The sequence below is a fragment of the Aeromicrobium sp. A1-2 genome (genome assembly GCF_003443875.1).
Classification (GTDB): Bacteria; Actinomycetota; Actinomycetes; order Propionibacteriales; family Nocardioidaceae; genus Aeromicrobium.
Genome location: NZ_CP027482.1, coordinates 527,004 through 549,665, shown reverse-complemented (window position 1 = coordinate 549,665; position 22,662 = coordinate 527,004). Strand labels below are relative to the sequence as shown.

General features: G+C 69.6%; 19 protein-coding genes. 9 read left to right on the top strand and 10 right to left on the bottom strand.

Translation table 11 applies throughout. The features are described from left to right. Nucleotides 1-8: 8 nt before the first annotated feature. On the bottom strand, nt 9-449 hold the full coding sequence (locus tag C6I20_RS02705; RefSeq protein ID WP_118394551.1) for a molybdenum cofactor biosynthesis protein MoaE: 441 nt from the start codon (nt 447-449) through the stop codon (nt 9-11). 67 nt (nt 450-516) lie between these two features. Between C6I20_RS02705 and C6I20_RS02700 the strand changes: the two genes are divergently transcribed. Continuing rightward, nucleotides 517-1,836 carry a zinc-dependent metalloprotease gene (locus C6I20_RS02700; protein ID WP_118394550.1) on the top strand — a complete coding sequence of 440 codons (1,320 nt, stop codon included), beginning with the start codon at nt 517-519 and terminating at the stop codon, nt 1,834-1,836. Next, a complete protein-coding gene (locus C6I20_RS02695; protein ID WP_118394549.1) occupies nt 1,833-2,387 on the top strand; it encodes an NUDIX hydrolase in 555 nt (184 codons plus the stop codon). Before C6I20_RS02700 ends, C6I20_RS02695 begins: the two co-directional genes overlap by 4 nt. Here the strand turns inward: C6I20_RS02695 and C6I20_RS02690 are convergent. Beyond that, nucleotides 2,347-2,838, bottom strand: a complete 492-nt coding sequence (locus C6I20_RS02690) for a M48 family metallopeptidase (protein WP_254052224.1) — start codon at nt 2,836-2,838, stop codon at nt 2,347-2,349. The two genes, C6I20_RS02695 and C6I20_RS02690, sit on opposite strands and share 41 nt — an antisense overlap. A gap of 442 nt (nt 2,839-3,280) precedes the next feature. Here C6I20_RS02690 and C6I20_RS17005 point away from each other — a divergent pair, with 442 nt between their 5' ends. From C6I20_RS17005 to C6I20_RS02680, 3 genes are all read left to right on the top strand, one after another. Then, a complete protein-coding gene (locus C6I20_RS17005) occupies nt 3,281-3,439 on the top strand; it encodes a DUF5679 domain-containing protein (RefSeq protein WP_162891075.1) in 159 nt (52 codons plus the stop codon). A gap of 140 nt (nt 3,440-3,579) precedes the next feature. Further along, nucleotides 3,580-4,467: a hypothetical protein gene (locus tag C6I20_RS02685; protein ID WP_162891074.1), complete on the top strand. Its 888-nt coding sequence runs from the start codon at nt 3,580-3,582 to the stop codon at nt 4,465-4,467. Nucleotides 4,468-4,494: 27 nt separating this feature from the next. Further along, complete coding sequence (locus tag C6I20_RS02680) at nt 4,495-5,859, top strand: AarF/ABC1/UbiB kinase family protein (protein ID WP_254052223.1); 1,365 nt, start codon at nt 4,495-4,497, stop codon at nt 5,857-5,859. Here the strand turns inward: C6I20_RS02680 and C6I20_RS02675 are convergent. Further along, entirely contained in the window at nt 5,849-7,891 is a 2,043-nt protein-coding gene (locus tag C6I20_RS02675) for an ATP-dependent DNA helicase UvrD2 (protein ID WP_118394547.1), read from the bottom strand. The genes C6I20_RS02680 and C6I20_RS02675 overlap by 11 nt on opposite strands. Before the next feature lie 84 nt (nt 7,892-7,975). Between C6I20_RS02675 and C6I20_RS02670 the strand changes: the two genes are divergently transcribed. Then, entirely contained in the window at nt 7,976-8,218 is a 243-nt protein-coding gene (locus tag C6I20_RS02670; RefSeq protein WP_118394546.1) for a mycoredoxin, read from the top strand. A gap of 135 nt (nt 8,219-8,353) precedes the next feature. Here C6I20_RS02670 and nudC read toward each other — a convergent pair whose 3' ends face one another. From nudC to moeZ, 5 genes are all read right to left on the bottom strand, one after another. Next, entirely contained in the window at nt 8,354-9,214 is an 861-nt protein-coding gene (nudC, locus tag C6I20_RS02665) for an NAD(+) diphosphatase (protein WP_254052222.1), read from the bottom strand. 4 nt (nt 9,215-9,218) lie between these two features. After that, nucleotides 9,219-12,350 carry a UvrD-helicase domain-containing protein gene (locus tag C6I20_RS02660; protein WP_118394545.1) on the bottom strand — a complete coding sequence of 1,044 codons (3,132 nt, stop codon included), beginning with the start codon at nt 12,348-12,350 and terminating at the stop codon, nt 9,219-9,221. After that, nucleotides 12,347-15,526, bottom strand: a complete 3,180-nt coding sequence (locus C6I20_RS02655) for an ATP-dependent DNA helicase (protein ID WP_118394544.1) — start codon at nt 15,524-15,526, stop codon at nt 12,347-12,349. The genes C6I20_RS02660 and C6I20_RS02655 overlap by 4 nt, the downstream gene beginning before the upstream one ends. 29 nt (nt 15,527-15,555) lie before the next feature. Beyond that, nucleotides 15,556-15,855 (bottom strand): MGMT family protein, encoded by a 300-nt coding sequence (locus C6I20_RS02650; protein ID WP_118394543.1) that lies wholly within the window; start codon nt 15,853-15,855, stop codon nt 15,556-15,558. Between the two features lie 88 nt (nt 15,856-15,943). Further along, on the bottom strand, nt 15,944-17,116 hold the full coding sequence (moeZ, locus tag C6I20_RS02645; RefSeq protein WP_118394542.1) for an adenylyltransferase/sulfurtransferase MoeZ: 1,173 nt from the start codon (nt 17,114-17,116) through the stop codon (nt 15,944-15,946). A 124-nt stretch (nt 17,117-17,240) separates the two neighbouring features. Between moeZ and C6I20_RS02640 the strand changes: the two genes are divergently transcribed. Both C6I20_RS02640 and C6I20_RS02635 read left to right on the top strand, forming a co-directional pair. Continuing rightward, the gene (locus C6I20_RS02640; RefSeq protein ID WP_118394541.1) at nt 17,241-17,885 is read left to right on the top strand and encodes a TetR/AcrR family transcriptional regulator; all 645 of its coding nucleotides are present in this window, start codon (nt 17,241-17,243) and stop codon (nt 17,883-17,885) included. Continuing rightward, nucleotides 17,882-18,142, top strand: coding sequence for a DUF3107 domain-containing protein (locus C6I20_RS02635; RefSeq protein WP_254052221.1), 261 nt, complete (start codon nt 17,882-17,884; stop codon nt 18,140-18,142). Before C6I20_RS02640 ends, C6I20_RS02635 begins: the two co-directional genes overlap by 4 nt. Nucleotides 18,143-18,262: 120 nt before the next feature. Here C6I20_RS02635 and C6I20_RS02630 read toward each other — a convergent pair whose 3' ends face one another. Next, nucleotides 18,263-18,631 (bottom strand): hypothetical protein, encoded by a 369-nt coding sequence (locus tag C6I20_RS02630; RefSeq protein ID WP_118394540.1) that lies wholly within the window; start codon nt 18,629-18,631, stop codon nt 18,263-18,265. 155 nt (nt 18,632-18,786) lie between these two features. Here C6I20_RS02630 and C6I20_RS02625 point away from each other — a divergent pair, with 155 nt between their 5' ends. Next, nucleotides 18,787-21,972: an AAA family ATPase gene (locus C6I20_RS02625; RefSeq protein WP_216822971.1), complete on the top strand. Its 3,186-nt coding sequence runs from the start codon at nt 18,787-18,789 to the stop codon at nt 21,970-21,972. Here the strand turns inward: C6I20_RS02625 and C6I20_RS02620 are convergent. Next, nucleotides 21,914-22,612, bottom strand: coding sequence for a ferritin-like fold-containing protein (locus tag C6I20_RS02620; RefSeq protein ID WP_216822970.1), 699 nt, complete (start codon nt 22,610-22,612; stop codon nt 21,914-21,916). The two genes, C6I20_RS02625 and C6I20_RS02620, sit on opposite strands and share 59 nt — an antisense overlap. Nucleotides 22,613-22,662 lie beyond the last annotated feature (50 nt).

Here is a 22,662-nt window from a genome sequence, read left to right as displayed (position 1 = left end):
CAGTGAGCCTAGTCAGTGCCGGCAACCCGTTGGGGGTCCACCCATGCAGCGTCGCCCGAGCTGTAGGTCTGGTGCTTCCAGACCGGGACGTCGGTCTTGAGCTCGTCGATCAGGCGACGGCATGCTTCGAAGGCCTGGGCCCGGTGCGCGGCAGACGCTGCCACGACCACTGCGAGGTCGCCGACGGCCAGATCACCGACGCGGTGCACGCCGGCCAGGGCGACGACATCGCACTCCGAGGCGATGCGCTCAGCCACGTCACGCAGCCGGTCGAGCGCGGTGGGATGCGATGAGTAGCCCAGCTCGGTGACACCGAGTCCCTCGTCGTGATCGCGCACCGTGCCGACGAAGACACAAATGCCTCCCGCCGAGGGATCGGTCACGGCGGCATACACCTCGTCGAGGCTCAGGGGGGCGTCTCGGATGCCCAGCAGGCGTACGGCACTCATGGTTGATTCATCGTAGGGCGAACAGCAGGAGCGTGGGTTCGAGGGACTCACTCGGTACTGTGGACTCATGTCCGAGAACGAGAACGAAGAGCCGGAGAATCCCTTCAAGGGCACACCCATGGAGCAACTGTTCGGGGCGTTCTCGGGTGGTCAGATGGACATGAGTCAGATCATGGGCCAGATGCAGAAGATGTTCGCGCCGCACGAAGGCAGCGTCAACTTCGACCTCGCCAAGGACGTCGCCCGCCACACCCTCGCGGCCGCGGGCCCGGACCCGTCCCCCAATGCCGCTCAGCAGGGTGCCGTCGACGATGCCGCACGCCTCGCCGAGACCTGGCTCGACGGCGTCACCGCGATCCCGGCCGGCGCCACGACCGCGACCGCCTGGAGTCGGGCGCAGTGGATCGAGGCGACCGCCGACACGTGGCAGCAGCTTGTCGAACCGATCGCCCAGCACGTGGTCCAGGCCATGGGCGAGGCGCTCCCCGAGGAGGCCAAGGCCATGGCCGGTCCCCTGATGGGCATGCTCAACCAGGCTGGCGGTGCGATGTTCGGCCAGCAGGTCGGGCAGGCGCTCGGTGGTCTGGCTGGCGAGGTCGTCTCGTCGACCGACATCGGCATCCCGCTCGGCACCGAGCGGATCGCCGCGGTCATCCCGGCCGGCGTCGAGGCATTCGGTGAGGGCCTCGAGCACCCGGCCTCGGACGTACTCCTCTACGTCGTGCTGCGTGAGTGCGCGCACCACCGGCTGTTCCACCACGCGGCATGGTTGCGTCCGGCGTTGATCGGCGCGATCGAGGAGTTCGGCCGCGGCACCAGCATCGACGTCTCCGCGATCGAGTCCCAGCTGCAGGGCCTCGACCCGACCCGACCGGAGCAGATCCAAGAAGCCCTCGCCGGCGGACTGTTCGAGCCCGAACGCACGCCTCAGCAGCAGAAGGCGCTGGACCGGCTCGAGACGCTGTTGGCGTTCATCGAGGGCTGGGTCGACGAGATCGTCTCCGAGGCCACCAAGGACCGCATGCCCGCGGCCGCCCCGCTGGCCGAGGCCATGCGCCGGCGCCGAGCCGCTGGCGGGCCCGCCGAGCAGACCTTCGCATCGCTCGTCGGGCTGGAGCTCCGCCCGCGCAAGCTGCGTGAAGCAACGACCCTGTGGGCCGCGATGCGCGACCGGCAGGGCACCGAGGCCCGCGACGCGGTGTGGAGCCACCCCGACCTGATGCCGTCGATCGCCGACCTGGAGGATCCACTCGGCTTTGCGCAGGGCGAGAGCCGCACCCAGAGCGACGACGACTTCGACACGGCGCTCGGCGACCTGCTCGACAGCGATGCCGAGCGGGACGACCGACCGTCCGGCAACGCCGGGACGGACCAGCCCGACGAGTGAGGCTGCTTGACGACGCACGCGGCGTGCTGGACCGGTGGGCGCCGCCGGACGACGAGCAGGCGGGTCTGCGACGGCTCTACCTCGAGCACACGGACGCGCATCCCGGCGCCATGAGCCGGGAGTGCCATCCCGATCATCTGACTGCCAGCGCGATCATCTTCTCGGCCGATCACGAGCAGGTTCTGCTCACGCTGCACCGCATCATCAAACGCTGGCTGCAGACCGGCGGTCACTGCGAGCCCGACGACGCGACGCTCGCCGGTGCGGCTCTGCGCGAGGCACGGGAAGAGGGGGGCATCTCGGATCTGGTGATCGACCCCGTGCCGGTCCTGCTGTCCCGGCACGAGGTGCCCTCGTGCGGGCCGGTCCGCCCGTCGCACCACCTCGACGTGCAGTTCGTCGCGGTCGCTCCGCCGGACGCCCAGCACGTCATCAGCGACGAGTCCGACGACCTGGCCTGGTTCGGCGTCGACGAGCTGCCGGAGGGCACGGATCACTCTGTGCGGGCACTCATCGCTGCTGCCAGGACACGCCTTCGAGAAAGCCCTTAGCCTTCGCGGTGTGCGGATAGGCCTCGACCAGCTTCCAGAAGCGCTTGCTGTGGTTGGGCTCGATCAGGTGCGCCAGCTCGTGCAGCAGGACGTAGTCGACGACCCACTCGGGCATGCCCTTGAGCCGGTCGGACAAACGAATGCTGCGATCGCCACTGCTGCACGACCCCCATCGAGTGTTCTGGTTGGAGACCCACCGCACCGAGAGGGGCACGGCACGGCCCTCCAACCAGACACGGGACAGCTCGGCGGCTCGGTCGAGAAGCTCTGCGTCGCTGGGGCGCACCCGCTGCTCACGGCGGTCCAGCCGTCCGACGAGGCTCCGGACGTGCCGATCCTCCTCGGCCTTGGACAGGTCGGCCGGCATCAGGACGATTGTCTTGTCGCCCTCGCGGTAGGCGCGGACCGTGCGCTTTCGGCGGGCACTGCGCCTGATCTCGACCGCGCTCACGCATTTGCCTTCGGGGCTGCGATGTGCAGGCGCGTGCTCATCTGAGAAACATATCTGGTGGGTCCGACCATTTCGTTGTCCACAACCCGTCGCTCGTGTCGCGGCTGGTCAGACGCCGATTCGGAGTCGGCTCGCGGCCCGCTGCACTAGTTGTCCACCGCCACGTCCACAGGCCGTCCACATCCTGCCTCGGCGTTCCCCACAAGATGTCCCCAGCCTTATCCACAGGCGTGGACAACACTTCGCCAAACCGGTTGCACCGAGGTCCCTCCGACCCCTAACCTGTGCCGCGCTCGACCCGCCCAGGACACGTCACAGGAGGCAGCCGGAGCCGCGATCCGCCGCGGCGACTCGCCGGGAGGCTTTGTGCTGGCTTGAGCGTGAAATCGCCGTGTCACGCGTACGCTGAACGTGATTAGCACCACATCACAAGGAGGCCGCAATGTCGGAAACATGGAGTGGCGAGTTCTACTGCGTCAAGTGCAAGGAAAAGCGCGAGACGTCCGGCGAGGTCCACGTCAGTGACAAGGGCACTCGTATGGCCAAGGGCATCTGCCCGGTCTGTGGCACGAAGCTGAACCGGATCCTCGGCAAGGCCTGAACCACCCGCGGGGCGCGAGCCTCGCACTTCCCCAAGTTTTGCGGAGGATCCGACACCGTCGGGTCCTCCGCAGGTCTTTGTCCCGGCCGGCTGTGGACAGCCGGTTCGCCGATTGGCCACCCCCGAGCCACGCTGACCACATGACCTTTCGCCCCGTGCTCCGACCGGGTGCACCGCTGCTTCGGCGCGACGCGACACATCTGCAGGTGGGCACCTCCCCCGGCATCGTCTTCGCTGACCGGCCGGGCCTCGTGCAGCTGCTGCACCTGATCGACGGCGCACGGGACGTCGACAGGTTGAGCGCCATCGCGCGGACCGCGATCCCCGAGCTCACCGCCCCGGTCGTCGAGGTGGTGACCGAGCTCCGCTCGATCGGGGTGGTTCTCGACGCGACCCGGTGGAGCGGGCCGCAACGGCGCGGGCTCGATGCCGAGGCGCGCCACCTCGACATGGTCGGCGGCGATCCGGACCGACTCGTCCGGCGGCCCGGGTTCGGCCTGGCGTTCCACGGCGACCCGGGCAGCCGCGCACTGATCGAGGTCACCCGGTCGATCCTGGCCGCGTCCGGCGTCACCCGGCACGACTCGCCCGATCCAGATCTCCTGGTGATCGTGTCCTGCGGCGAGCCTGCCCGAGCGGTTTTCGAGTCGCCGGCCCACCTCGGACTCGCACACCTGCCCGTCGTGATCGACGAGGACCGGGTGCGGATCGGCCCGCTCGTACGCCCGGGGCGCACGCCGTGCGTGTCGTGCCACGACCGCCACCGCACCGACTGGGACCGCGCCTGGCCGGCCCTCCTGCACCAGCTCGGCCGTCACACCGCGATCATGACTCCTCCCGGCCTGAGCGCGCTGACCAGCCACGCGGCCGGGGTCGAGCTCGCCGCCGAGGTGCTCGCCCAGGTCGACGGTGGCCCGGCCCGGACGATCGGCCGGTGCCTGGTGGTCGGGCCCCGGCACGACGAGCGCACGACCCGGCCGTTGGCCTTCCATCACAGCTGCGGGTGCGATCTGCTCCGGGCGGCCTGACGAGGCTGTCCGGACTATCCTGACGATGTGCCTGACACCCCTGACCTGAGTGGATCAACCGAGCGGGGCGAGCCCAAGGGGCGGCCGCTGACCGGCAGCGCCTTCCTGCGGACCGCGCGGCTGGCATCCCTGCCGGTCGGGTTCGCGGGACGGACGACTCTCGGCCTCGGCAAACGCATGGTCGGCGCCCCGGCCAATCTGGTCCTCAGCGAGGTCCAACGGCGTACGGCGGACCAGATCTTCTCGGTGCTCGGCCAGCTCAAGGGCGGCGCGATGAAGTTCGGCCAGGCCATGAGCATCTTCGAGGCCGCGCTGCCCGAGGAGTTCATCGGCCCCTACCGCGAGACTCTGGTCAAGCTCCAGGACTCCGCGCCACCTATGCCTCCCGGTACGGTGCACCGGGTGCTCGCCCAGGAGTTCGGCCCGAACTGGCGGCAGCAGTTCACCTCGTTCGAGGACGCGCCGGCCGCGTCCGCATCGATCGGCCAGGTGCACCGCGCGGTGTGGGCCGACGGACAGGACGTCGCGGTCAAGCTGCAATATCCCGGCGCGGCCAAGGCCCTGACCTCTGACCTCAAGCAGATCGCCCGGCTGGCCCGCCTGTTCGGCACCTTGGCCCCGGGCCTGGACGTCAAGCCTCTGGTCCAGGAGCTGCAGGACCGCGTCGCCGAGGAACTGGACTACTCCCTCGAAGCCGGCGCACAGAGTGTCTTCGCCGCCGAGTTCGAAGGCGACCCCGAGATCGTCGTCCCGCACGTCGTGGCGCACACCGAGCGCGCCCTCGTCTCGACCTGGCTGGAGAGCGACCATTCGCTCGCCCAGGTCATCACGGCCGGCACGCAGGAGGAGCGCGACCGGTACGGCGAGGCGTACGTGCGGTTCCTGTTCGCCGGCCCGACCCGGGCCGGGATGCTGCACGCCGACCCCCACCCGGGCAACTTCCGGATCATGCCCGACGGCCGCCTCGGCGTCGTCGACTTCGGTGCGGTCGCCCGGCTGCCCGAGGGCCTGCCCGAGTCGATGGGCCGCCTGCTGCGGTGTGCCGTCGACGAGCGTTTCGACCTCGTGGTCGAGGGTCTGCGCGAGGAGGGTTTCATCAAGCGGACCACCGACCTGGACGCCGAGACGATCGCGCGCTACATCGGACCGTTCGTCGAGCCCGCGCGGGTCGATCGCTTCGCGTTCAGCCGGGAATGGATGCGGGCCCAGACGCTGCGGGTCAGTGCTCCGAACGCCGAGGGCATGGGCACCGCGATGAAGATCAACCTGCCGCCGCAGTACCTGCTAATCCACCGGGTGTGGGTCGGCGGGATCGGGGTGCTCAGCCAGCTGGGCGCCACCGCACCGTTCCGGGCGATCCTCGAAGAGTCGCTGCCCGGCTTCAGCGATTGATCAGCTCGAGGACCGACTCGGCGTACTTGTCGAGCTTGGCCGGCCCGATGCCTGGCACCTTCGCCAGGGCGTCGGAATCGGCCGGCTTGGACTCGGCGATCGCCTGCAGCGTCGCGTCGGTGAAGATCACGTAGGCGGGTTTGCCCTGCTCGGTGGCCTGGTCGGTGCGCCACGCCCGCAACAGCTCGTAGAGGTTCTCGTCGTACGTCGCTGGACAGTCCTCGCAGCGGCCCCGCTTGCGGTCGGCGACGGCAAGCACCGTGTTGCACACCCGGCACTTGGCGACCTTGCGCTCGCGAGGCTGACGGGCGGTCTGGCGGGCCGCGTGGTCGGCGGGCAGCAACGAGTCGAGGAACCTGGTCGGCCGGCGGTTGCCCCGCCCACCGCGGTTGCGGGTTGCGGCCCACGAGATCATCAGGTCGTGCCGGGCGCGGGTCAGTCCGACGTAGAACAGCCGACGTTCCTCCTCTACCGCTTCAGGGGTGTCGGCGTGGACGCTGGGCATCATGCCCTCGTGCATCCCGACGCAGAAGACCGCGTCCCACTCCAACCCCTTGGCCGAGTGCAGGGTCGCCAGCGTCACACCATCTGCGGCCGGCGCGTGCGCCTGATCGGCCCGGCGGTCGAGGTCGGCGACCAGCGCGGTGAGGTCTGCGGCGTCATTGGACTCTGCCAGTTCGGTCGCCATCGACACGATCGCGTGGAGGGACTCCCACCGGTCACGGACGGCTCCGGCCCCGGTCGGGGGGTCGTCGGTGTGGCCCATCGCGGAGAAGATCGCCCGTACCTCGTCGACGAGCTGGCCGCCGCCCTCGCCACCGCGTGCCGAGCCGCGCAGCAGGGTGACCGCCTGGCGTACCTCGGCGCGGCGGAAGAAGCCCTCGACGCCCCGCAGCACGTAGGGCACGCCGTGCTCTCCCAGCGCCTCTTCGAACGCCTCGGACTGGGCGTTGATGCGGAACAGGATCGCCATCTCCTTGTAGGAGACGCCGCGGCGGTGCAGCAGCGCGATCTCGCTCGCGACGGCACTGGCCTCGGCCTGCTCGTCAGGGAATCCGATGTACGTCACCGGGTCACCCGGCTCCTGCTGGGACTGCAGGCGTACGCCGTCATTGCCGGCAACCCGGGTGAAGACCGCGTTGGCCGCGGCGACGATCTGCGGGGTCGAGCGGTAGTTGCGGGCCAGCTCGATGCGCTGGGCGCCCTCGTGGCGGCGGGCGAACGACGCGAGGATCTGGGGCGAGGCCCCCGCGAAGGAGTAGATCGTCTGGCGTGGATCGCCGACGACGCAGATGTCGTTGCGACCGCCGAGCCACAGCTCCAGCAGGGTTGACTGGAGCGGGTTGACGTCCTGGAACTCGTCGACCACGAACCAGCGATACTGCTGGCGCACCTGGGCCGCGATGCGCTCGTCGTCGGCGAGGATCGCCGCCGTGATCAGCAGGATGTCCTCCATGTCGATACGCCCCCGGTCGCGCTTGACGTCCTCGTAGGCGGTCATCAAGTTGGCGACGGTCGGGTGGTCAAGGTCGGCGACCTCGCGGCGCGCCGGTCCGGCGGCCGAGGCGTAGGCCGACGGCCGGATGTTGGAGACTTTGGCCCACTCGATCTCCGACGACAGGTCGCGCAGCAACGGGGTGTCGGTGCGAATGCCGAGTCGTTTGGCGGCCTCGGCGACGAGGCCGAACTTCGAGGCTGTGACCTCGGGGAACTCACCGCCATAGACCTGGGGCCAGAAGTAGCGTGCCTGCCGGAGCGCCGCGGAGTGGAATGTGCGGGCCTGGACGCCGTCCGCTCCGAGCTGACGCAACCGGGTGCGCATCTCACCGGCCGCGCGAGTCGTGAAGGTGACCGCCAGGACCTCCATGGGTTTGTAGACGCCGGTCGCGACGCCGTACGCCATGCGGTGCGTGATCGCCCGGGTCTTGCCGGTGCCGGCACCCGCGACGACGCTGACCGGTCCGCGCAGCGCCTGGGCCACCTCGCGCTGCTCGGGGTCGAGTCCCGTCAGCAGGTCGTCGGCGTCGGGCACACGGGCTCCTCAGGGTGGTCGTGGAATGGGCGCAGCGGTGTCGGTGTTGAGGTGATCAACCCTAGTCGTCGAAGGAGACACTCCATGTCGGGCACGTTCACGATGTACTCCACCCCCTGGTGTGGCTACTGCCACCGTCTGAAGAGCCAGCTCAAGCGAGAGGGCATCTCATTCGACGAGGTGGACATCGAGCAGGTTCCTGATGCCCAGTTCATCGTCGAGCAGGCCAATGGCGGCAACCAGACCGTCCCGACGCTGATCTTCGCCGACGGCACCGCACTGTCGAACCCGTCGATGGCCCAGATCAAGGCCCAGCTCGCCTCCTGACCCCTCCCCCCCTTCCGCTGACGGGTCACTTTTCGTCTGCTGAGGGGTCACTTGCTGCTCCGGTTCGCGAGCATTTGTGACCCCTCGCACCCCGAAAAGTGACCCGTCAGCGAGGGGGTGCGGGTGAGGGTGTGGTTAGGCCCACTTGCCGTGGATCGTGCCGCCGTGCCAGGTCTGGAGCAGCCAACGGGAGATCGAAACGTTGGGTGGCAGCACGAGCTCGGAGGCGGCCGTCATTTCGGTGACCTCGTCCCGACTGAACCAGCGCGCTTCGGCGATCTCGTGCTTGTCGACCACGATGTCGGTGGACAGCGCCTCACCGAAGTAGCCCAGCATAAGACTCGACGGGAATGGCCACGGCTGGCTCCCGGCGTACGTGACCTCGCCGACCCGGATCCCCACCTCTTCCATCACCTCACGGCGCACCGCGTCGCCCAGGGACTCCCCGGGCTCGACGAAGCCGGCGAGGGTCGAGAACCGTCCCTCGGGCCAGACCGGCTGCCGGCCCAGCAGGGCGCGGTCGTCGCCGTCGGTGATCAGCATGATCACGGCCGGGTCCGTACGTGGAAAGTGGTGGGTGCCGCAGCTCGGGCAGATCCGCACGTGCCCGGCGTCGGCGATGTCGGAGGGCTGTCCGCACTTGGCGCAGTGCCGATGGTTCTCGTGCCAGCGGGCGATGCCGACCGCGTGGACCGCGAGCGAGGCGTCGTCGGCCGCGATCGTGAGGCCCAGGAACCGCAGGCTGAGGGGTTCCAGCTCGCGTGGCACTCGATCGACGATCACGGCAGCGTGGCGGACGCCGTCGCGGACCCCGAGGAAGATCCACTCGCCGTCCGGCGCGTTGTCCATCGTGATCCACCGGATGCTTTGCCCGTCGACTGTCGCAACGTGCTCACCACCGATCACCATCACACGGACGCCGGGGTCCCGCCAGCCGTCGTCCTTGCGCAGGTGCGCGGCGCGGTCGTGCTGGGTCCGATCGAAGGCGTAGTCCACGCCGCTACGCTAGTCCGAGCCTCCGCCCGAGCTCGTCGCGGTCTGGAAGGTCGTCGTGTCGTTGGACCTCGCCCAGCCGCACGTAGTAGAACGCGGCGGTCACGGATGCCGGGTCGATCCCGCGCTGCTCAGCCCACGCGAGCCGGTAGATCGCCAGCTGGAGCGGGTCGGCGGTCGCCTTGTGGTTGGTCTTCCAGTCGACGACCTCGTAGCCCCTCGAGCCGTCAGGCAGGGCCGTCTCGAACACTGCGTCGATGCGCCCGACGATCTGCTGGTCGCCGAGGAGCAACGAGAACGGCGCCTCGATCGCGTGGGCCACCGCATCGGCGTAGGGACCGGTCAGGAAACGTTCGACGACCTCGGCCAGCTCCGCATCGGTCTCGAGCCCCGAGTCGGCCCGGCCCGGGAGCTCGGACGGATCCAGCAACGGCTGCTGCCCAAAGTGCGTCTCGACCCAGGCGTGGAACCGGGTGCCGAGTCGCGCCGCGGCGGACGGCTGGCGAGGCACGGGACGTACGAGCGACCGGGCAAACTCCTGGGGATCGTCGACCAGCGCCATCGCCGCGGTCGCTGAGAGCGAGGCGGGCACCGGCACCTCCATGGGGCCGTCCGCACTGGCCGCGCGGGCCCGGAGCGCCTGCAGCTCACGGTCGATCGCGGCGAGTCGCTCGGACTCCTCGGCCGGCCCGACATCCTGCGGCTCATCGATGTGGCGACGCACGAGATCGGCAGCCCGTTCACGCCGCGGCATGGGTGGTCGGGCGAGCGGCCAGCTCGTCGGGGTGACCTGCAGCTCGGGGTTGACGTCGTCCGGTGCGGGCTCGGCAGACCACTGCGTGACCGGACGGGACTGCGCGCGGCACGTCTCGGCAACGGCCTCGAGGAAGTCCGAGAGCTTGCGCGGGGTCTTCTGGGTGCGGCCCCACCGGTGGCCGCTGACGTGCAGCGCGGTCCGGGCGCGGGTGAACGCAACGTACGCGAGCCGGACCTCCTCTGACAGCGCCTCCTGGACGTACTCGCCGGTCAGGGCGGTCAGACCCTTGCTGGTCCACTCCGCGAGCCGCGGCAGCACATCGGCATCGCCCCGCAACGGGTAGGGAAAGCCCTTGGCGTTGGACGTCCAGCGGTCACGACCCTGCGAGCTCGGGAAGGAACCACCCACGACGTACGGGACGAACACCCGGTCCCACTCCAGGCCTTTGGCCGTGTGGATCGTCAGAATCTGCACCGCACCGTCGCGGGCCCGGTCGGGCACCTCAAGACCGTTGCCGAACTCCTCCTCGGCACGCAGGTAGGCGACGAATCCCGGCAGCGTGTCGACATCGCCGACCGTGGAGAAGCCAGCCGCGACATCGACCAGCGACGCGAGATCGGCTGCCGCGCCGGTGCCCAGCAGGGCAGTCTCGACATCGAGGTCAAGACGTCGTACGGCGAGCTGGACGACGTCGGCAACGGCACCACCGAGGCTGCGTCGCACGGACCGCACGACATCGGCGATCTCGACGAATCGCTCGCGAGCGGCAGCCGAGTAGGGCAGGTTGCCGGGATCGTCGAGGGCATCGGACAACGAGATGATCTCGGTCGGGTCCGAACCGCTGACCGCATCACTCAGGCGTCCGTCCAGGGAATCAGTGCCCGGAGCGGCCAGCCCTCGGGCCAGGGCGGAGGCACGCTGGCCGAGGAGTGCAAGGTCGCGCGCGCCGACACGCCACCGATCGCCGGTCAGCAGCCGCAGCAGTGAGGCATTGGCCGTCGCGTCGGAGACGACCTCCAACAGGCTCACGACGTCGTTGACGTGCGGCAGGGTCAGCAGCCCGGCGAGCCCCACCACCTCGGCGTCGATCCCCCGGCCACGCAGCGCGGCGGTCAGCGCAGGCATCTCGCTGCGGGTGCGGACGAGGATCGCCACGGACTCGCCCGAATTGCGCTCACGAGCCGCGACGACGTCGTCGACAAGTGCCGCCGACTCATCGCTGACTGTGTCGAACAGCGCCGCAGTGATTTCCGCCGGGCGCTCGGGCTCCCGCTCCGGCGCCATCAGTGGCGCGAGCTCGGGGTGGGCTGCGTAGTAGGGAGCGGCGGCCCGGTTGGCCACGTCCAGGATGTCGGGATGGCAGCGCCGGCTCGTGCGCAGGCCGTACGTCACGCCGGTGGCTGCGTCGCGTGCTGGGAAGTGCTCGTGGAACCGCGCAATGTTGTCGGCCGAGGCGCCGCGCCAGCCGTAGATCGCCTGCGCAGGATCACCCACGGCGGTGATCGCGTGCCCACCGGCGAAGAGGCCCTGCAACATCAGCCGCTGGGCCACCGAGGTGTCCTGGTACTCGTCGAGCATCACGGCCTCGAACCGCTCGCGCATCATCTCGCCGACCTCGGGACGCTCGATCGCCAGGCGTGCGCCGCCGGCCATCTGGTCGGAGAAGTCCATGACGCCCGCGAAGCGCTTGTCGTCGCGGTAGGCCTCCACAAGGCGGCTGAGATCGATGCGCTCCAGCGCAGCCGCGCGGGCCTTGAGCAGCGGTTTGACCGGCGCGGCCATCCCGTCGATCGTCGCAACCACGCCGGCGTCGTGCTCGCGGAGCCGATCGGGCGTCACGAGGTGCTCCGACAGTGCGCCGTCGAGCGCGAGCACGCGCACGATGGTCTCGGCGAGCTGAACGCCGATGTTGGGCAACGGCTCGCGGTAGCGGCGGATGACCCGTGCGGCCCGTTGGAACCGGGTCGCGTCCGACGTCAGCTGAAGATCCGTCTCGAGCCCGAGCCGGAGCCCGTGCTCGGTGATGAGAGTGCCGGCGAAGGCGTTGTACGTGCCCACGGTCGGCTCGCCCTGGGCGTCGAGCAGATCGAGCACCGTCGGCGTGTCGGCCATCGCCAGCAGGTCGTCGCGGACCTTGCGGCCCAGCTCAGCTGCTGCCTTGCGAGTGAACGTCAGACCCAGGATCGAGCCGGGGGCGACACCTTCGTGACCCACCAGCCACACGACGCGCGCCGCCATCACGGTGGTCTTGCCGGATCCGGCGCCCGCCACGATCACGCCGGGTCGGTCCCACGGGGCGGTGATCGCGGTCGTCTGCTCGTCGCTGAACGCGATGCCGAGCACCTCACACAGGTGCGTCACGTCATGGATCAGGCGGGTCATCGAACGTCCTCGGTCACGGTGGGCTGGCCATCCTGGGCAGGGCACGACCGTCGGAACGCGCAGGCCGCGCACCTGTCGTTGGGGGTTGCGGAGAACTGCTCGGCCCGCAGCGTGTGGGTCGACCGGGCCAGCAGGTCGTAGGCGAAGAACGGTGCATCGGGGTCAGGCGTCGACTGGCGCTGCACGACCGGGAGGCCGGGAGCCCTGGCGAGCTCTTGGCGCAGGTGCACGAGCTCGGCCCCGCCGCTGACGTCGTGGTCGGGGATGGCTCCGTGGGCGACAGCGACCTGATAGACGCCCAGCTGCGCATGCTCCTGCAGGTCGGCGGCCGACGGCTTGACCTTGCCGGTCTTGAAGTCGACGACATGGGCCCGTCCGGCTGCGTCGATCTCGACGCGGTCCATCGAGCCGCGCAGGCGGACAACGTCGTCGCCGACCGGTATCTCCACGACGAACTCGACCTCGGCGCCCAGGACCGCGCGCTCGCCGCGGTCGCGGTGCCACCGCACCAGCCGGTGGACCGCTGCATCGGCCTCGGCGCGCTCGCGGGCGGCAATCCATGAAGTGTCGAAGTCGAGCTGGTGCCAAACCGCGTCGAGATGGCGGACCAGGGTATCGGCGTCGATCGGCGGGTCCGCGACGAGCTCGGCGGCCAGCACGTGCACCGCGAGGCCGAACCCCTGCGCTGTGGACGACCCGCTCTCCCCCTTGGCCTCGCGGGACAGGAACCACCGCAGTGCGCAGGACGTCAGGCCGTCGACCGTCGTGCCCGACAGGGCCAGCGGCTCGTCGACCGGACGGACCGGTTCGTCGGACTCGGTGAGCTCGGCCAGCCCCCACCAGCGGTCGGGTGAGGCGACATGGACGCCCTCGCCCGCCAGCACGGCCAGCCGACGAGCTGCGCCGTCACGTTCGTCGTCGGACCCACCCTCCTCGGCGATGAGCCGCAGCTCGGTCACGACCCCGCGCATCGTGGCCCCGCGGCGAGGCCGTGGCAGGGGGACGGGCGACGGCGCAGTGGTCGCCAAGGCCTCCAGCTGTTGGTGGAAGCGCGACGGCTGGTCGCCGTCGCTCGCGGCACTGGCAACAGCCGTGACGATCAGGCGGAGCCGGGCACGGGTCGCCGCGACGTAGAACAACCGTCGCTCCTCGGCCAGCAGGGCGCCGAAGGTCGGTGGGCGCCCGTCTCCGCGAGGATCGAGCCGCTCGGATCGGAGCAGGCTGTGTGGTGGACGGACTGCCGGCCACACGCCGTCCTGGACGCCTGCGACCACCACGAGGTCCCACTCCAGCCCCTTGGATCGGTGCGCCGTCATGAGCCGGACGGCACGGCCTCGGATGCCGCGCTCGGCGAGCGTGTCGGACGGGATCTGCTGGGCCTGGATCGCGTCGAGGTACGTGCCGATCTCGGCACGACCGCCGCGCTCCTCGGCACGAGCGGCGTCGTCGAACAACGCCACGACGGCATCGAGATCACGATGCGCCTCGGCATCTCCCGTCTCAGCTGCCGCGACGAGACGGCGTGGCCAGCCTGAGCCGTCCCAGAGTGCCCACAGGACGTGCTCGGCGGGCGCGTGCCCGAGGATCAGATCGGCCGTGGTGCGCAGCAACCGGGCGATCCGCTGGACCCGACTGACGAGCCCACCGTGTGGGCCGTGCGGCTCGATCGCGAACAACAGAGCGGGCTCCACGAGGCACTCGGCCAGCAGCTCGCGCGAGTCGAGGAGCTCACCGGAGTCGTCGGCGTGACGTCGACGCAGCAGTCGCGCAAGGACACGCATCTCCGAGGGGTCGAGGCGCCCGAGTGGTCCAACCAACAGGGTCTCGGCCTGCTCCGGCACCATGGTCCGCTGCTGCGCGACAGCCTGGGCGCACTCGGCCGCGTGGAACAGCGCTCGCACCGCGGCCTGTCTGGCGAGCGGGATCTCGTCACCGGCGACCTCGACCGGGACGCCCGCCTCGCGCAGCGCCCGCTCGATCGGTGCGATCGAACTGACGCCGCGCACCAGGACCGCCATCTCGTCGTAGGGCACCTCATCATCCAGATGTGCGCGGGCCAGCAGCAGTGCGATGTGCTCGGCCTCGGCACGCGGGTCGGTGAACGTTGGCGTCTCGACCCGCCCGGTCGTCGATGCCGGGAGCGGGTGGCGGAACGACGTGAACTCCTCGACGTCCATGCCCCCGGAGATGCCCATCGGGCGGACGATCTCGCGTGAGGCGGCAAGCAGCTCGGGGCCGAGCCGGCGACAGTGCTGCAACGACAGTGTGCGAGCCGGCCGGGCCTCGCTGCCGAAATGCTCGCCGAACGCCCACACGCCTCGGATGTCTGCTCCCCGGAAGGCGTAGATCGACTGGTCTGGGTCGCCAAACGCGACCAGCTCGGTGTGCGGACCGACGAGCGTACGCAGGAGGTTGACCTGGGCCGGGTCGGTGTCCTGGTACTCGTCGACGACGAGCAGGCGCGGCTGGTGGCGCGCCAGTTCGTCGGCCTCGTCGGCGGCGACGAGCACACCGAGGGCATCGTCGACCAGCCCCGAGTAGTCGGCCTCACGCGCCAGCGACAGCACCTGGTCGTACTCCGACCAGAGACTCGCGAGGCTGCTCCACACCGGCTCGTCGCGGGCCGTCGCCAGCTGACGGAGCGACTCGGGCTCGAGGCCCAGCGCCCGCGCCTTGGACATGAAGTCGGCGATCTCGCGTGCGATGCCACGGGTACGCAGGGCGGGCGCAAGCTCGTCGGGCCAGGTCACCCGTCCCATCTCGGTGGCACCGAGCAGGATCTCGGCGACCCGCCACTCCTGCTCGGGCGCGCTGAGCAGGCGCAGCGGATCGGCGAACTCCTCAGGCTGGGAGTCGGCCCGCACCAGTCCGTAGCAGTAGGAGTGGAAGGTCATGGCCGGCACGACACCGCCGGTGAGGCGTCGGGAGATGCGCTGGCGAACGTCTTGGGCGGCCTTGCGGCTGAACGTCAGGACCAGGACGTCCTCGGGCGCGACGCCCTGCGCGACCCTGTCGACGACGAGCTCGACGAGCGTCGTGGTCTTGCCCGTGCCGGGGCCGGCCAACACCAGCAGCGGGCCACCGCGGTGCTCGACGACGGCGCGCTGCGACAGATCGAGGTCAGGCGCGTCGGCGACGTCCGGGACGGTGGGGCGCAGGACGTACTCGACGGGCATGGGCCCATCCCACCAGATGCGGGTGACAGTCAGTCATCGAACTGCCACAGCGCCCGCGCCATGTCGACCGCCGAGCCGTTGTTGCGCATCGGTGTGTCCTCGATCGCGTAGTGCTCCTGGGCGCCGACACCGTGCGAGGGCGGCAGGGATCCGTCGGCGCGGACGACCCGCCACCACGCGACGGCACCGCCCTCCAGGGCCATGACCCGGCCGACCTGACGAGGTCCGCCCTCCTGCAGGATCTCGGCGATGATCCCGTACGACAGGACCCGACCAGGCGGGATGCGCTCCACCAGGTCGAGGACGCGCTCCGTGAAGTCAGGACTCATGTCGCCAGTGAACGCGCTGAGCCTGACGTTTCTGTCGTCGGGACACGGCGTGTCGGGACATGAACGTCAGGCTCAGCGCGGAGGTGGGTCAGTACGACGGCTGGCTGGGGTCGATCTGGTTGACCCAGGCCACGACGCCACCGCCGACATGCACGGAGTCGGCGAAGCCGGCACCCTTGAGCACCGCGAGCGCCTCGGCCGACCGCACACCGGACTTGCAGTGCAGCACGATCTGCTTGTCGTCGGGCAGCTGCTCCAGCGCCTTGCCGTTGAGGAACTCGCCCTTGGGGATCAGGATCGAGCCAGGGATCTGGTTGATCTCGTACTCCCCCGGCTCCCGTACGTCGACCAGCACGAAGTCGCGCCCGCCGTCGTTGCGCTCCTTGAGCCACCCGTCCAGCGTCACGACCGAGATCGTCGAGTCGGCGGCCGCATCGGCTGCCTCCTCGCTGACCGCACCGCAGAACGCCTCGTAGTCGCTCATCAGCGCGGTGATCGGCTCACCGGTCGGATCGCGCCGGATGTTGAGGGTCGAGTAGCGCATCTCCAGCGCGTCATAGACCATCAGTCGGCCGATCAGCGGGTCACCGATGCCGGTGATCAGCTTGATCGCCTCGGTCACCATGATCGAGCCGATCGAGGCGCACAGCACGCCCAGCACTCCGCCCTCGGCGCACGACGGGACCATGCCCGGCGGCGGCGGTTCGGGGTAGAGGTCGCGGTACTGCGGACCCTCCTGGGCCCAGAACACCGACACCTGGCCCTCGAACCGGTAGATCGAGCCCCAGACGTACGGCTTGCCGAGCAGCACGGCCGCGTCGTTCACCAGGTAACGAGTCGCGAAGTTGTCGGTGCCATCGACGATCAGGTCGTAGCCCGCGAAGATCTCCATGACGTTGTCGGTGTCGAGCCGCACGTCGTGCTGGATGACCGTGACGTACGGGTTGATCTCGGCGACCGACTCCGCAGCCGAGGCGACCTTGGGCTTGTCGATGTCGGACTGCCCGTGGATCACCTGCCGCTGCAGGTTGGACTCGTCGACGACGTCGTCGTCGATGATGCCGAGCGTGCCGACCCCCGCCGCGGCGAGGTAGAGCAGGGCGGGGCTGCCGAGGCCTCCGGCGCCAATCACGAGCACCTTGGCGTTCTTGAGCCGCTTCTGACCGATCATCCCGACGTCCGGGATGATCAGGTGGCGGCTGTAGCGACGTACCTCGTCGATGGTCAGTTCGTCGGCGGGTTCCACGAGTGGGGCGACCACGGGTTCTCCTCTGTGAATCTGTTGATGGCGACATAACGCCGCATCCACCGTCCATTGTTCCCCGCGCGGGCAACGCCGACGGCACGCGTCCAGATCCCGGGATCGACCGTCTACTGTTGGGTACGTGACCGAAGCCATCCCGCTGCGTCCCCGTACGAGCCGCCTGCCGCGCTCCGCCCGACGCGCCCAGCTGCTCGACGTCGCGCTCGAGGTGTTCGTCGAGCAGGGCTATCACTCCGCATCGATGGACGAGATCGCCGAGCGGGCTGGCGTGTCCAAGCCAGTGCTCTACCAGCACTTCCCCGGCAAGCTCGACCTCTACCTGGCGCTGCTCGAGACCTCGTGCGACACCGTGATCGCCGGGGTCAAGACCGCGCTCGCCTCGACCACCGACAACCGTCGACGCGTGCAGGCCACGATGGAGCTCTGGTACGACTACGTCGCCGACCAGGGCGCCGCTTTCCGGCTGGTCTTCGAGTCCGACCTGACCAGCGACCCATCGGTGCGCGAGCAGGTCGACCGGGTCGTAGAGGAGTCGGCTGCGGCCATCGCCGAGGTGATCCGCGAGGACACCGGGCTTCCGGACGCCGCCTCGCACCTGCTCGCCGTGAGCCTGGTCGGCATGGGTCATGTCGGCGCCCGCAACTGGCTGTCGCAGGACTCGAGCCTCACCCGTACCGAAGCCGTCCAGCTCGTCGCCGGGCTCGCCTGGCGCGGGATCGGCGGATTCCCCCGCAACGAAGACGACAACACCCAAGGAGTTGAGTGACCGTGGAGGTCAAGATCGGCGTGCAGTACGCGCCTCGTGAACTGTCAGTGTCGACCGAGGAGAAGCCCCAGGCCGTGCTCGCACTGCTCGATGAGGCGCTCAAGAACGACACGGTGTTCACCCTCACCGACGACAAGGGTCGGACCGTCGCGGTCCCGGCCGCCCGGGTGGCCTACCTCGACTTCACGTCGGATGCCGCGCGCAAGGTCGGCTTCGGGCTGGCCGCCAGCGAGGCTGCCGCCGCCACAGCCCAGTAGTTCCTGAGGCCGGTGGGCCGGCGTCCATCCCGGCAGTGCCGATGGACGCCGGCCCGCCGACGCGGGCGGCAGCAACACGGTGCCAGCCACGGAGGACCGCGCACACCAGCCGCATCACGATCACGCTCCAGCCATGACCTTCTGCGCATGCTCGCCAAACTGCTTCATGGGGCCGGCCGGGCCGACCTCAATCAGCACCGCGCCTTCGTCGGTGTGTGCCGTGTGTCCAGCGGGCCAGTGATAGACCTCGCCGGCCCGGGCCGTCTCGACCGTCCCGTCGGCGTGCTCGATGGTGATCGAGCCCTCGAGGATGATGCCCCAGTGCGGGCTGGGGCACCGGTCGCCCGGCAATCCCTGCAGGACTGGGCCCAGATCGGTGCCAGCCGGAACCGTCACGTGACGGATCGCCAGGTCTCCCATCTCGACGTACCGGGTGACGAGGTCGCCCGCTGAGAGCTCGACGTCCATGTCGTGGATCGCGATAGCCATGATCTTCTCCAGGTGTGAGTCGGACTTTCGCCCGAGTCTCGCCCCTGACCGTTCCTCGAACGTTCCCGTCAGATCCCTAGACCCGGGGCGACGCCGAGACGAACATCATCGCCCGAACCGACAGATTCGATACCCTCGAAGTCTTGGAGGTGACCATGAGGGGCGCTGCGGTGCATGTGCGACTCCTCGGAGCCTTCGAGGTGCATCTCGGCGACGATCGGATCATCAGCGGCTGCTGGCCGGGGCGACGCGCCGCCGAGCTCGTCCAACTGCTCGCGTTGACCGATCGACACAGCATCCTGCGCGAGCAGGCCATCGACGCGCTCTGGCCCCACCTCGGCGCTCAGGCCGGCGCGGCCAACCTCCGCAAAGCCGCCCACCACGCTCGCCGCACGCTGGGCGACCCCGATGCCGTGACCCTCCATCAGGGGCACGTGACCCTCTTCCCGTCGAGTGTCGTCACGACGGACGCAGCGATGTTCGCGGAGGCCGCCGAGGCCGCGCTGGCAAGGGGTGATCCTGAGACCGCTCGGCTCGCGTCCGAGTCCTACGTCGGCGATCTGCTTCCTGACTCCCTCTACGAGGACTGGAGCCAGCCGGCCCGGGATCGGCTCCGGCTGCTCAACCTCGCCGTGCTGCGCCAGGGTCGTCGATGGGATCGCCTGCTGCAATCAGACCCGAATGACGAAGAGGCCTGCCGGGAGGTCATGCGCGTGGCGCTGTCTGCGGGCCGGCAACACACGGCCGTGGCGTCGTACGGCCGACTGCGTACCTCGTTGCGGGCCGAGCTCGGCATCGTGCCGAGCGCCGAGACTGATGCGGTCTACGACGAGTGCACCCGAAGCCTGGCGACGGCCGAGTCCACATTCCTCGGGCGACAGCTCGAGGTCTTGACGGTGACGTCGCGCCTACGTCTCGACTCGCCATCGGCCGCGACCATCGTCGCGGTACGGGGGCCGGCTGGCATCGGCAAGTCCGCATTCTGTCGGGAGGTGGTCGCCATTGCCGAGACCGAGGGGTGGCGAGCCGTCGCTGTTGCGGCAGCCGTGTCCGAGGGTCCGTACGCGGTCCTGATTGCGGCGATCGATCAGATCATCGCAACAGATCCCGAGGCTCTCGAGGCCGTGGGCCCGCGCGGTCGCGCAGTCTTGGCCAAGCTGTCACCGTTGGTCGAGGCCCCGACGGACCTGAAGATGCCCGTCACCCGCCACCAGGTGATTGGCGCAGTCCGCCGGCTGCTGACGGCCGCATCAGGCGTTCGCGGCATCGTCATCTGCGTCGACGACGCGCATGTCGCGGACCCTGCAACACTTGAGGCGCTGTTCCATCTCGGCGCAGTGTCGTCGGCACCGATACTGACGGTGCTGTCGTATCGAGCGCCCGCGGCACACGGAGTACTGCGGGACGGCGTCGCGCGAGCGGTGCGTGCCGGGGCTGCCATCGGGATCGACCTCGAACCACTGGACCAGCACGAAGCGCGTGCACTTGCTGCGTCGTCGGGTCTGGTCGATTGTGACGACACTGTCACCGAGCTGGTCGGGCTGGCAGCGGGCAACCCGTTCTTCGTGCTCGAGCTGGTCAAGAGCGCGGCTGCCGGCGGTGAGCTTCGCATCGGTTGCTCACCCCAGGACGCGATCGCGGCACGATTCACCGACCTCGACGACGGCGCCACCGCGAACCTCCGTCGACTCGCCCTGGCCGGCGCCCATCTCGACCTCGCCAGCGTGCTGGCGTTGACCGGGACCGATGAGGTGGAAGCGTTCGCCTTGCTCGACGCAGCCATCTCCGCGGGCGTCCTGGCCGTGAGTGGAGGCGGATATCGATTCACCCACGAGCTTGTTCGGCAGTCCATGGTCGACGAGATCTCCCCTCACCGCCAGGTCGGCGTGCACCGGGACGCGGCCCGCCGACTCGAAGAGGTCAACGGCTCACCCGGACTGATTGCTCAACACTGGCTCGACGGCCACCGCCCCGACCGCGCGGCCCCTTGGCTGCTGTCCGCGGCGCATGCGTCCGTCGACCTGGCAGCGTTCCGAGACGCGTTGGCATACCTCGAACCGCTGCTGAGCCACGCACCCCGGCACGTGGACGCTCTGCTGCTGCGGGCCACCTGCCTCGAGGCGCTCGGCGAGACCGGCGCTCTGCGGGCGTACGCCGAGGCGGCTCGCGCCGCGAGCCCCACGGCGGCGCACGAGATTCTCGCCCGTCAAGCATTGGCGCAGGTCAAGCAGGGCGACCCCGCCGGGGCCCTGCGCACGCTCGAAGGAGCCGTGCCCGTCACGGTCGAGGGCCGTCTTGCCCGCGCCCTGACCCTCTCGGGCGCCGCTGCTCTCGGCTTCGGCGACCCGACTCGCGGGACGATCACAGCCTCCGAGAGCCGGCGACTTGCGCTCAGCTCCGCAGACTCCGCCTCCCTCGTGGTCGCCTCGTGGGCCAACGCTGCCGCCGCACACGCTCGTGGCGAACTGCGCGGCAGCGTGTGGATCGACCTCGAGGAGACTCGGGATCTGCCGCACCTGGCGGTGAACGTCTTCGACGGACAGCTCTGCATCACGCAGCGTCTGCTCTACGGCTCTCGCCCGTACGCCGACGTCATTGCCTTCGCCGACTCGCTCGGCGCGGAGGCCCAGCGAATCGGCGCGGCGCGCGGAGCCGCCTTCGCCCGCACGATCGGCGGCGAGGCAAAGATGCTGGCCGGGCGACTCGATGAGGCCGAGATCGATCTCTCTGCAGCAGAAGGACTTCACCACGCGATCGCCGCCACGACCGGCGAGGCGTTCTCCTTGCAACGGCGAGCGGACGTGGCCCTATATCGGGGCAACGACGAGGATGCCCGGGCGATGCTGGACGACGCGCTCGCCATCGCGCAGGACTCCGAGGTCGGATTTCATCTGTTCGACCGGATCTACGGCGCGCGTATCCTCGCTGCCCATTCGCCCGACGCCGCCCTCGTCGCTCTCGACGCGGCCGAGGCTGCCGTGCTTGGTCCGGCAGAGACCTGCCCCGGCTGTCGGATCACGTTCGCCGTCCCCGCCGCCATCGCCGCCGCCCGCGCCGGCGATCTGGACCGGGCCCTGCGCTACGAGCAGGCGGCAACCTATCTGGCAGACGTCGTGATGCGACTGCCGGCATGGTTCGCGGCACTGGACGAGGTTCGCGGCCACCTCCGGGGGGCCGAGGGCGACCTGGCAACCAGTCGGGCCCGCTTCCGCCGCGCGGCGAACGTCTACCGGCAGGCGGGACAGCCGCTCGACGCGGCCCGTTGCCGCAACCTCGCGACGGTCAGGCAGCCAGCCCGAGCTTTTCCATACGAGCAGCGTGGGCCTCGGTCAGTCGGGTGAACATCCGCCCGATCGCGGCCAGGTCCATCCCCGGGTGGTCGACACCACCGACCAGTACCGTGGTCAGCGCGTCACGCTCGGCAACCACCATCTGAGCCTGGCTCAGGGCCTCGCCCATCAGCCGCCGACCCCACAGCGCGAGCCGGCCACCGACGCGGTGGTCGCGGTCGATCGCGCCGCGGACCGCGTCGATCACGAACTCGGAGTGTCCGGTGCCGCTGAGCGTGTCGAGCACGAGCGCGCGGGTGTCTGCGTCGAGGTATGCCGCGATCTCACGGTAGAAGTCCGCCGCAAGGCCGTCACCGACGTACGCCTTGACGAGTCCCTCCAGCCAGTCCGACGGGCTCGTCTGCTTGTGGAATCGCTCGAAGATCGCCGAGAACTGCTGCATCGTCGCGTACGGATCCTCCCCGAGCTCGACGAGTCGGTCGCGGAGCTTCTCGAAGTGGCCGAACTCGGCGGTGGCCATCGCGGCGATCTCGACCTTGGTCTTGAGGTCGGGCGCCATCTTGGCGTCCTCTGCGAGGCGTTCGCACGCGCTGATCTCGCCATAAGCGAGGAGCCCGAGCAACTCAACGACGCCCTTCCGATAGGTCGGATCGTCGATCGTCGATGGGGTGGATGAGTCCTTGGAAGCCATGACTGAGCAGCGTAGCGCGAGCCCGAACTGACCAGACGTTAGACTGACCA

Coding starts and splice junctions, on each gene's coding strand:
- C6I20_RS02705 (WP_118394551.1), bottom strand. CDS start 449: ATGAGTGCCGTACGCCTGCTGGGCATCCGAGACGCCCCCCTGAGCCTC.
- C6I20_RS02700 (WP_118394550.1), top strand. CDS start 517: ATGTCCGAGAACGAGAACGAAGAGCCGGAGAATCCCTTCAAGGGCACA.
- C6I20_RS17005 (WP_162891075.1), top strand. CDS start 3,281: ATGTCGGAAACATGGAGTGGCGAGTTCTACTGCGTCAAGTGCAAGGAA.
- C6I20_RS02685 (WP_162891074.1), top strand. CDS start 3,580: ATGACCTTTCGCCCCGTGCTCCGACCGGGTGCACCGCTGCTTCGGCGC.
- C6I20_RS02670 (WP_118394546.1), top strand. CDS start 7,976: ATGTCGGGCACGTTCACGATGTACTCCACCCCCTGGTGTGGCTACTGC.
- C6I20_RS02660 (WP_118394545.1), bottom strand. CDS start 12,350: ATGACCCGCCTGATCCATGACGTGACGCACCTGTGTGAGGTGCTCGGC.
- C6I20_RS02655 (WP_118394544.1), bottom strand. CDS start 15,526: ATGCCCGTCGAGTACGTCCTGCGCCCCACCGTCCCGGACGTCGCCGAC.
- C6I20_RS02650 (WP_118394543.1), bottom strand. CDS start 15,855: ATGAGTCCTGACTTCACGGAGCGCGTCCTCGACCTGGTGGAGCGCATC.
- C6I20_RS02630 (WP_118394540.1), bottom strand. CDS start 18,631: ATGGCTATCGCGATCCACGACATGGACGTCGAGCTCTCAGCGGGCGAC.
- C6I20_RS02625 (WP_216822971.1), top strand. CDS start 18,787: ATGAGGGGCGCTGCGGTGCATGTGCGACTCCTCGGAGCCTTCGAGGTG.
- C6I20_RS02620 (WP_216822970.1), bottom strand. CDS start 22,612: ATGGCTTCCAAGGACTCATCCACCCCATCGACGATCGACGATCCGACC.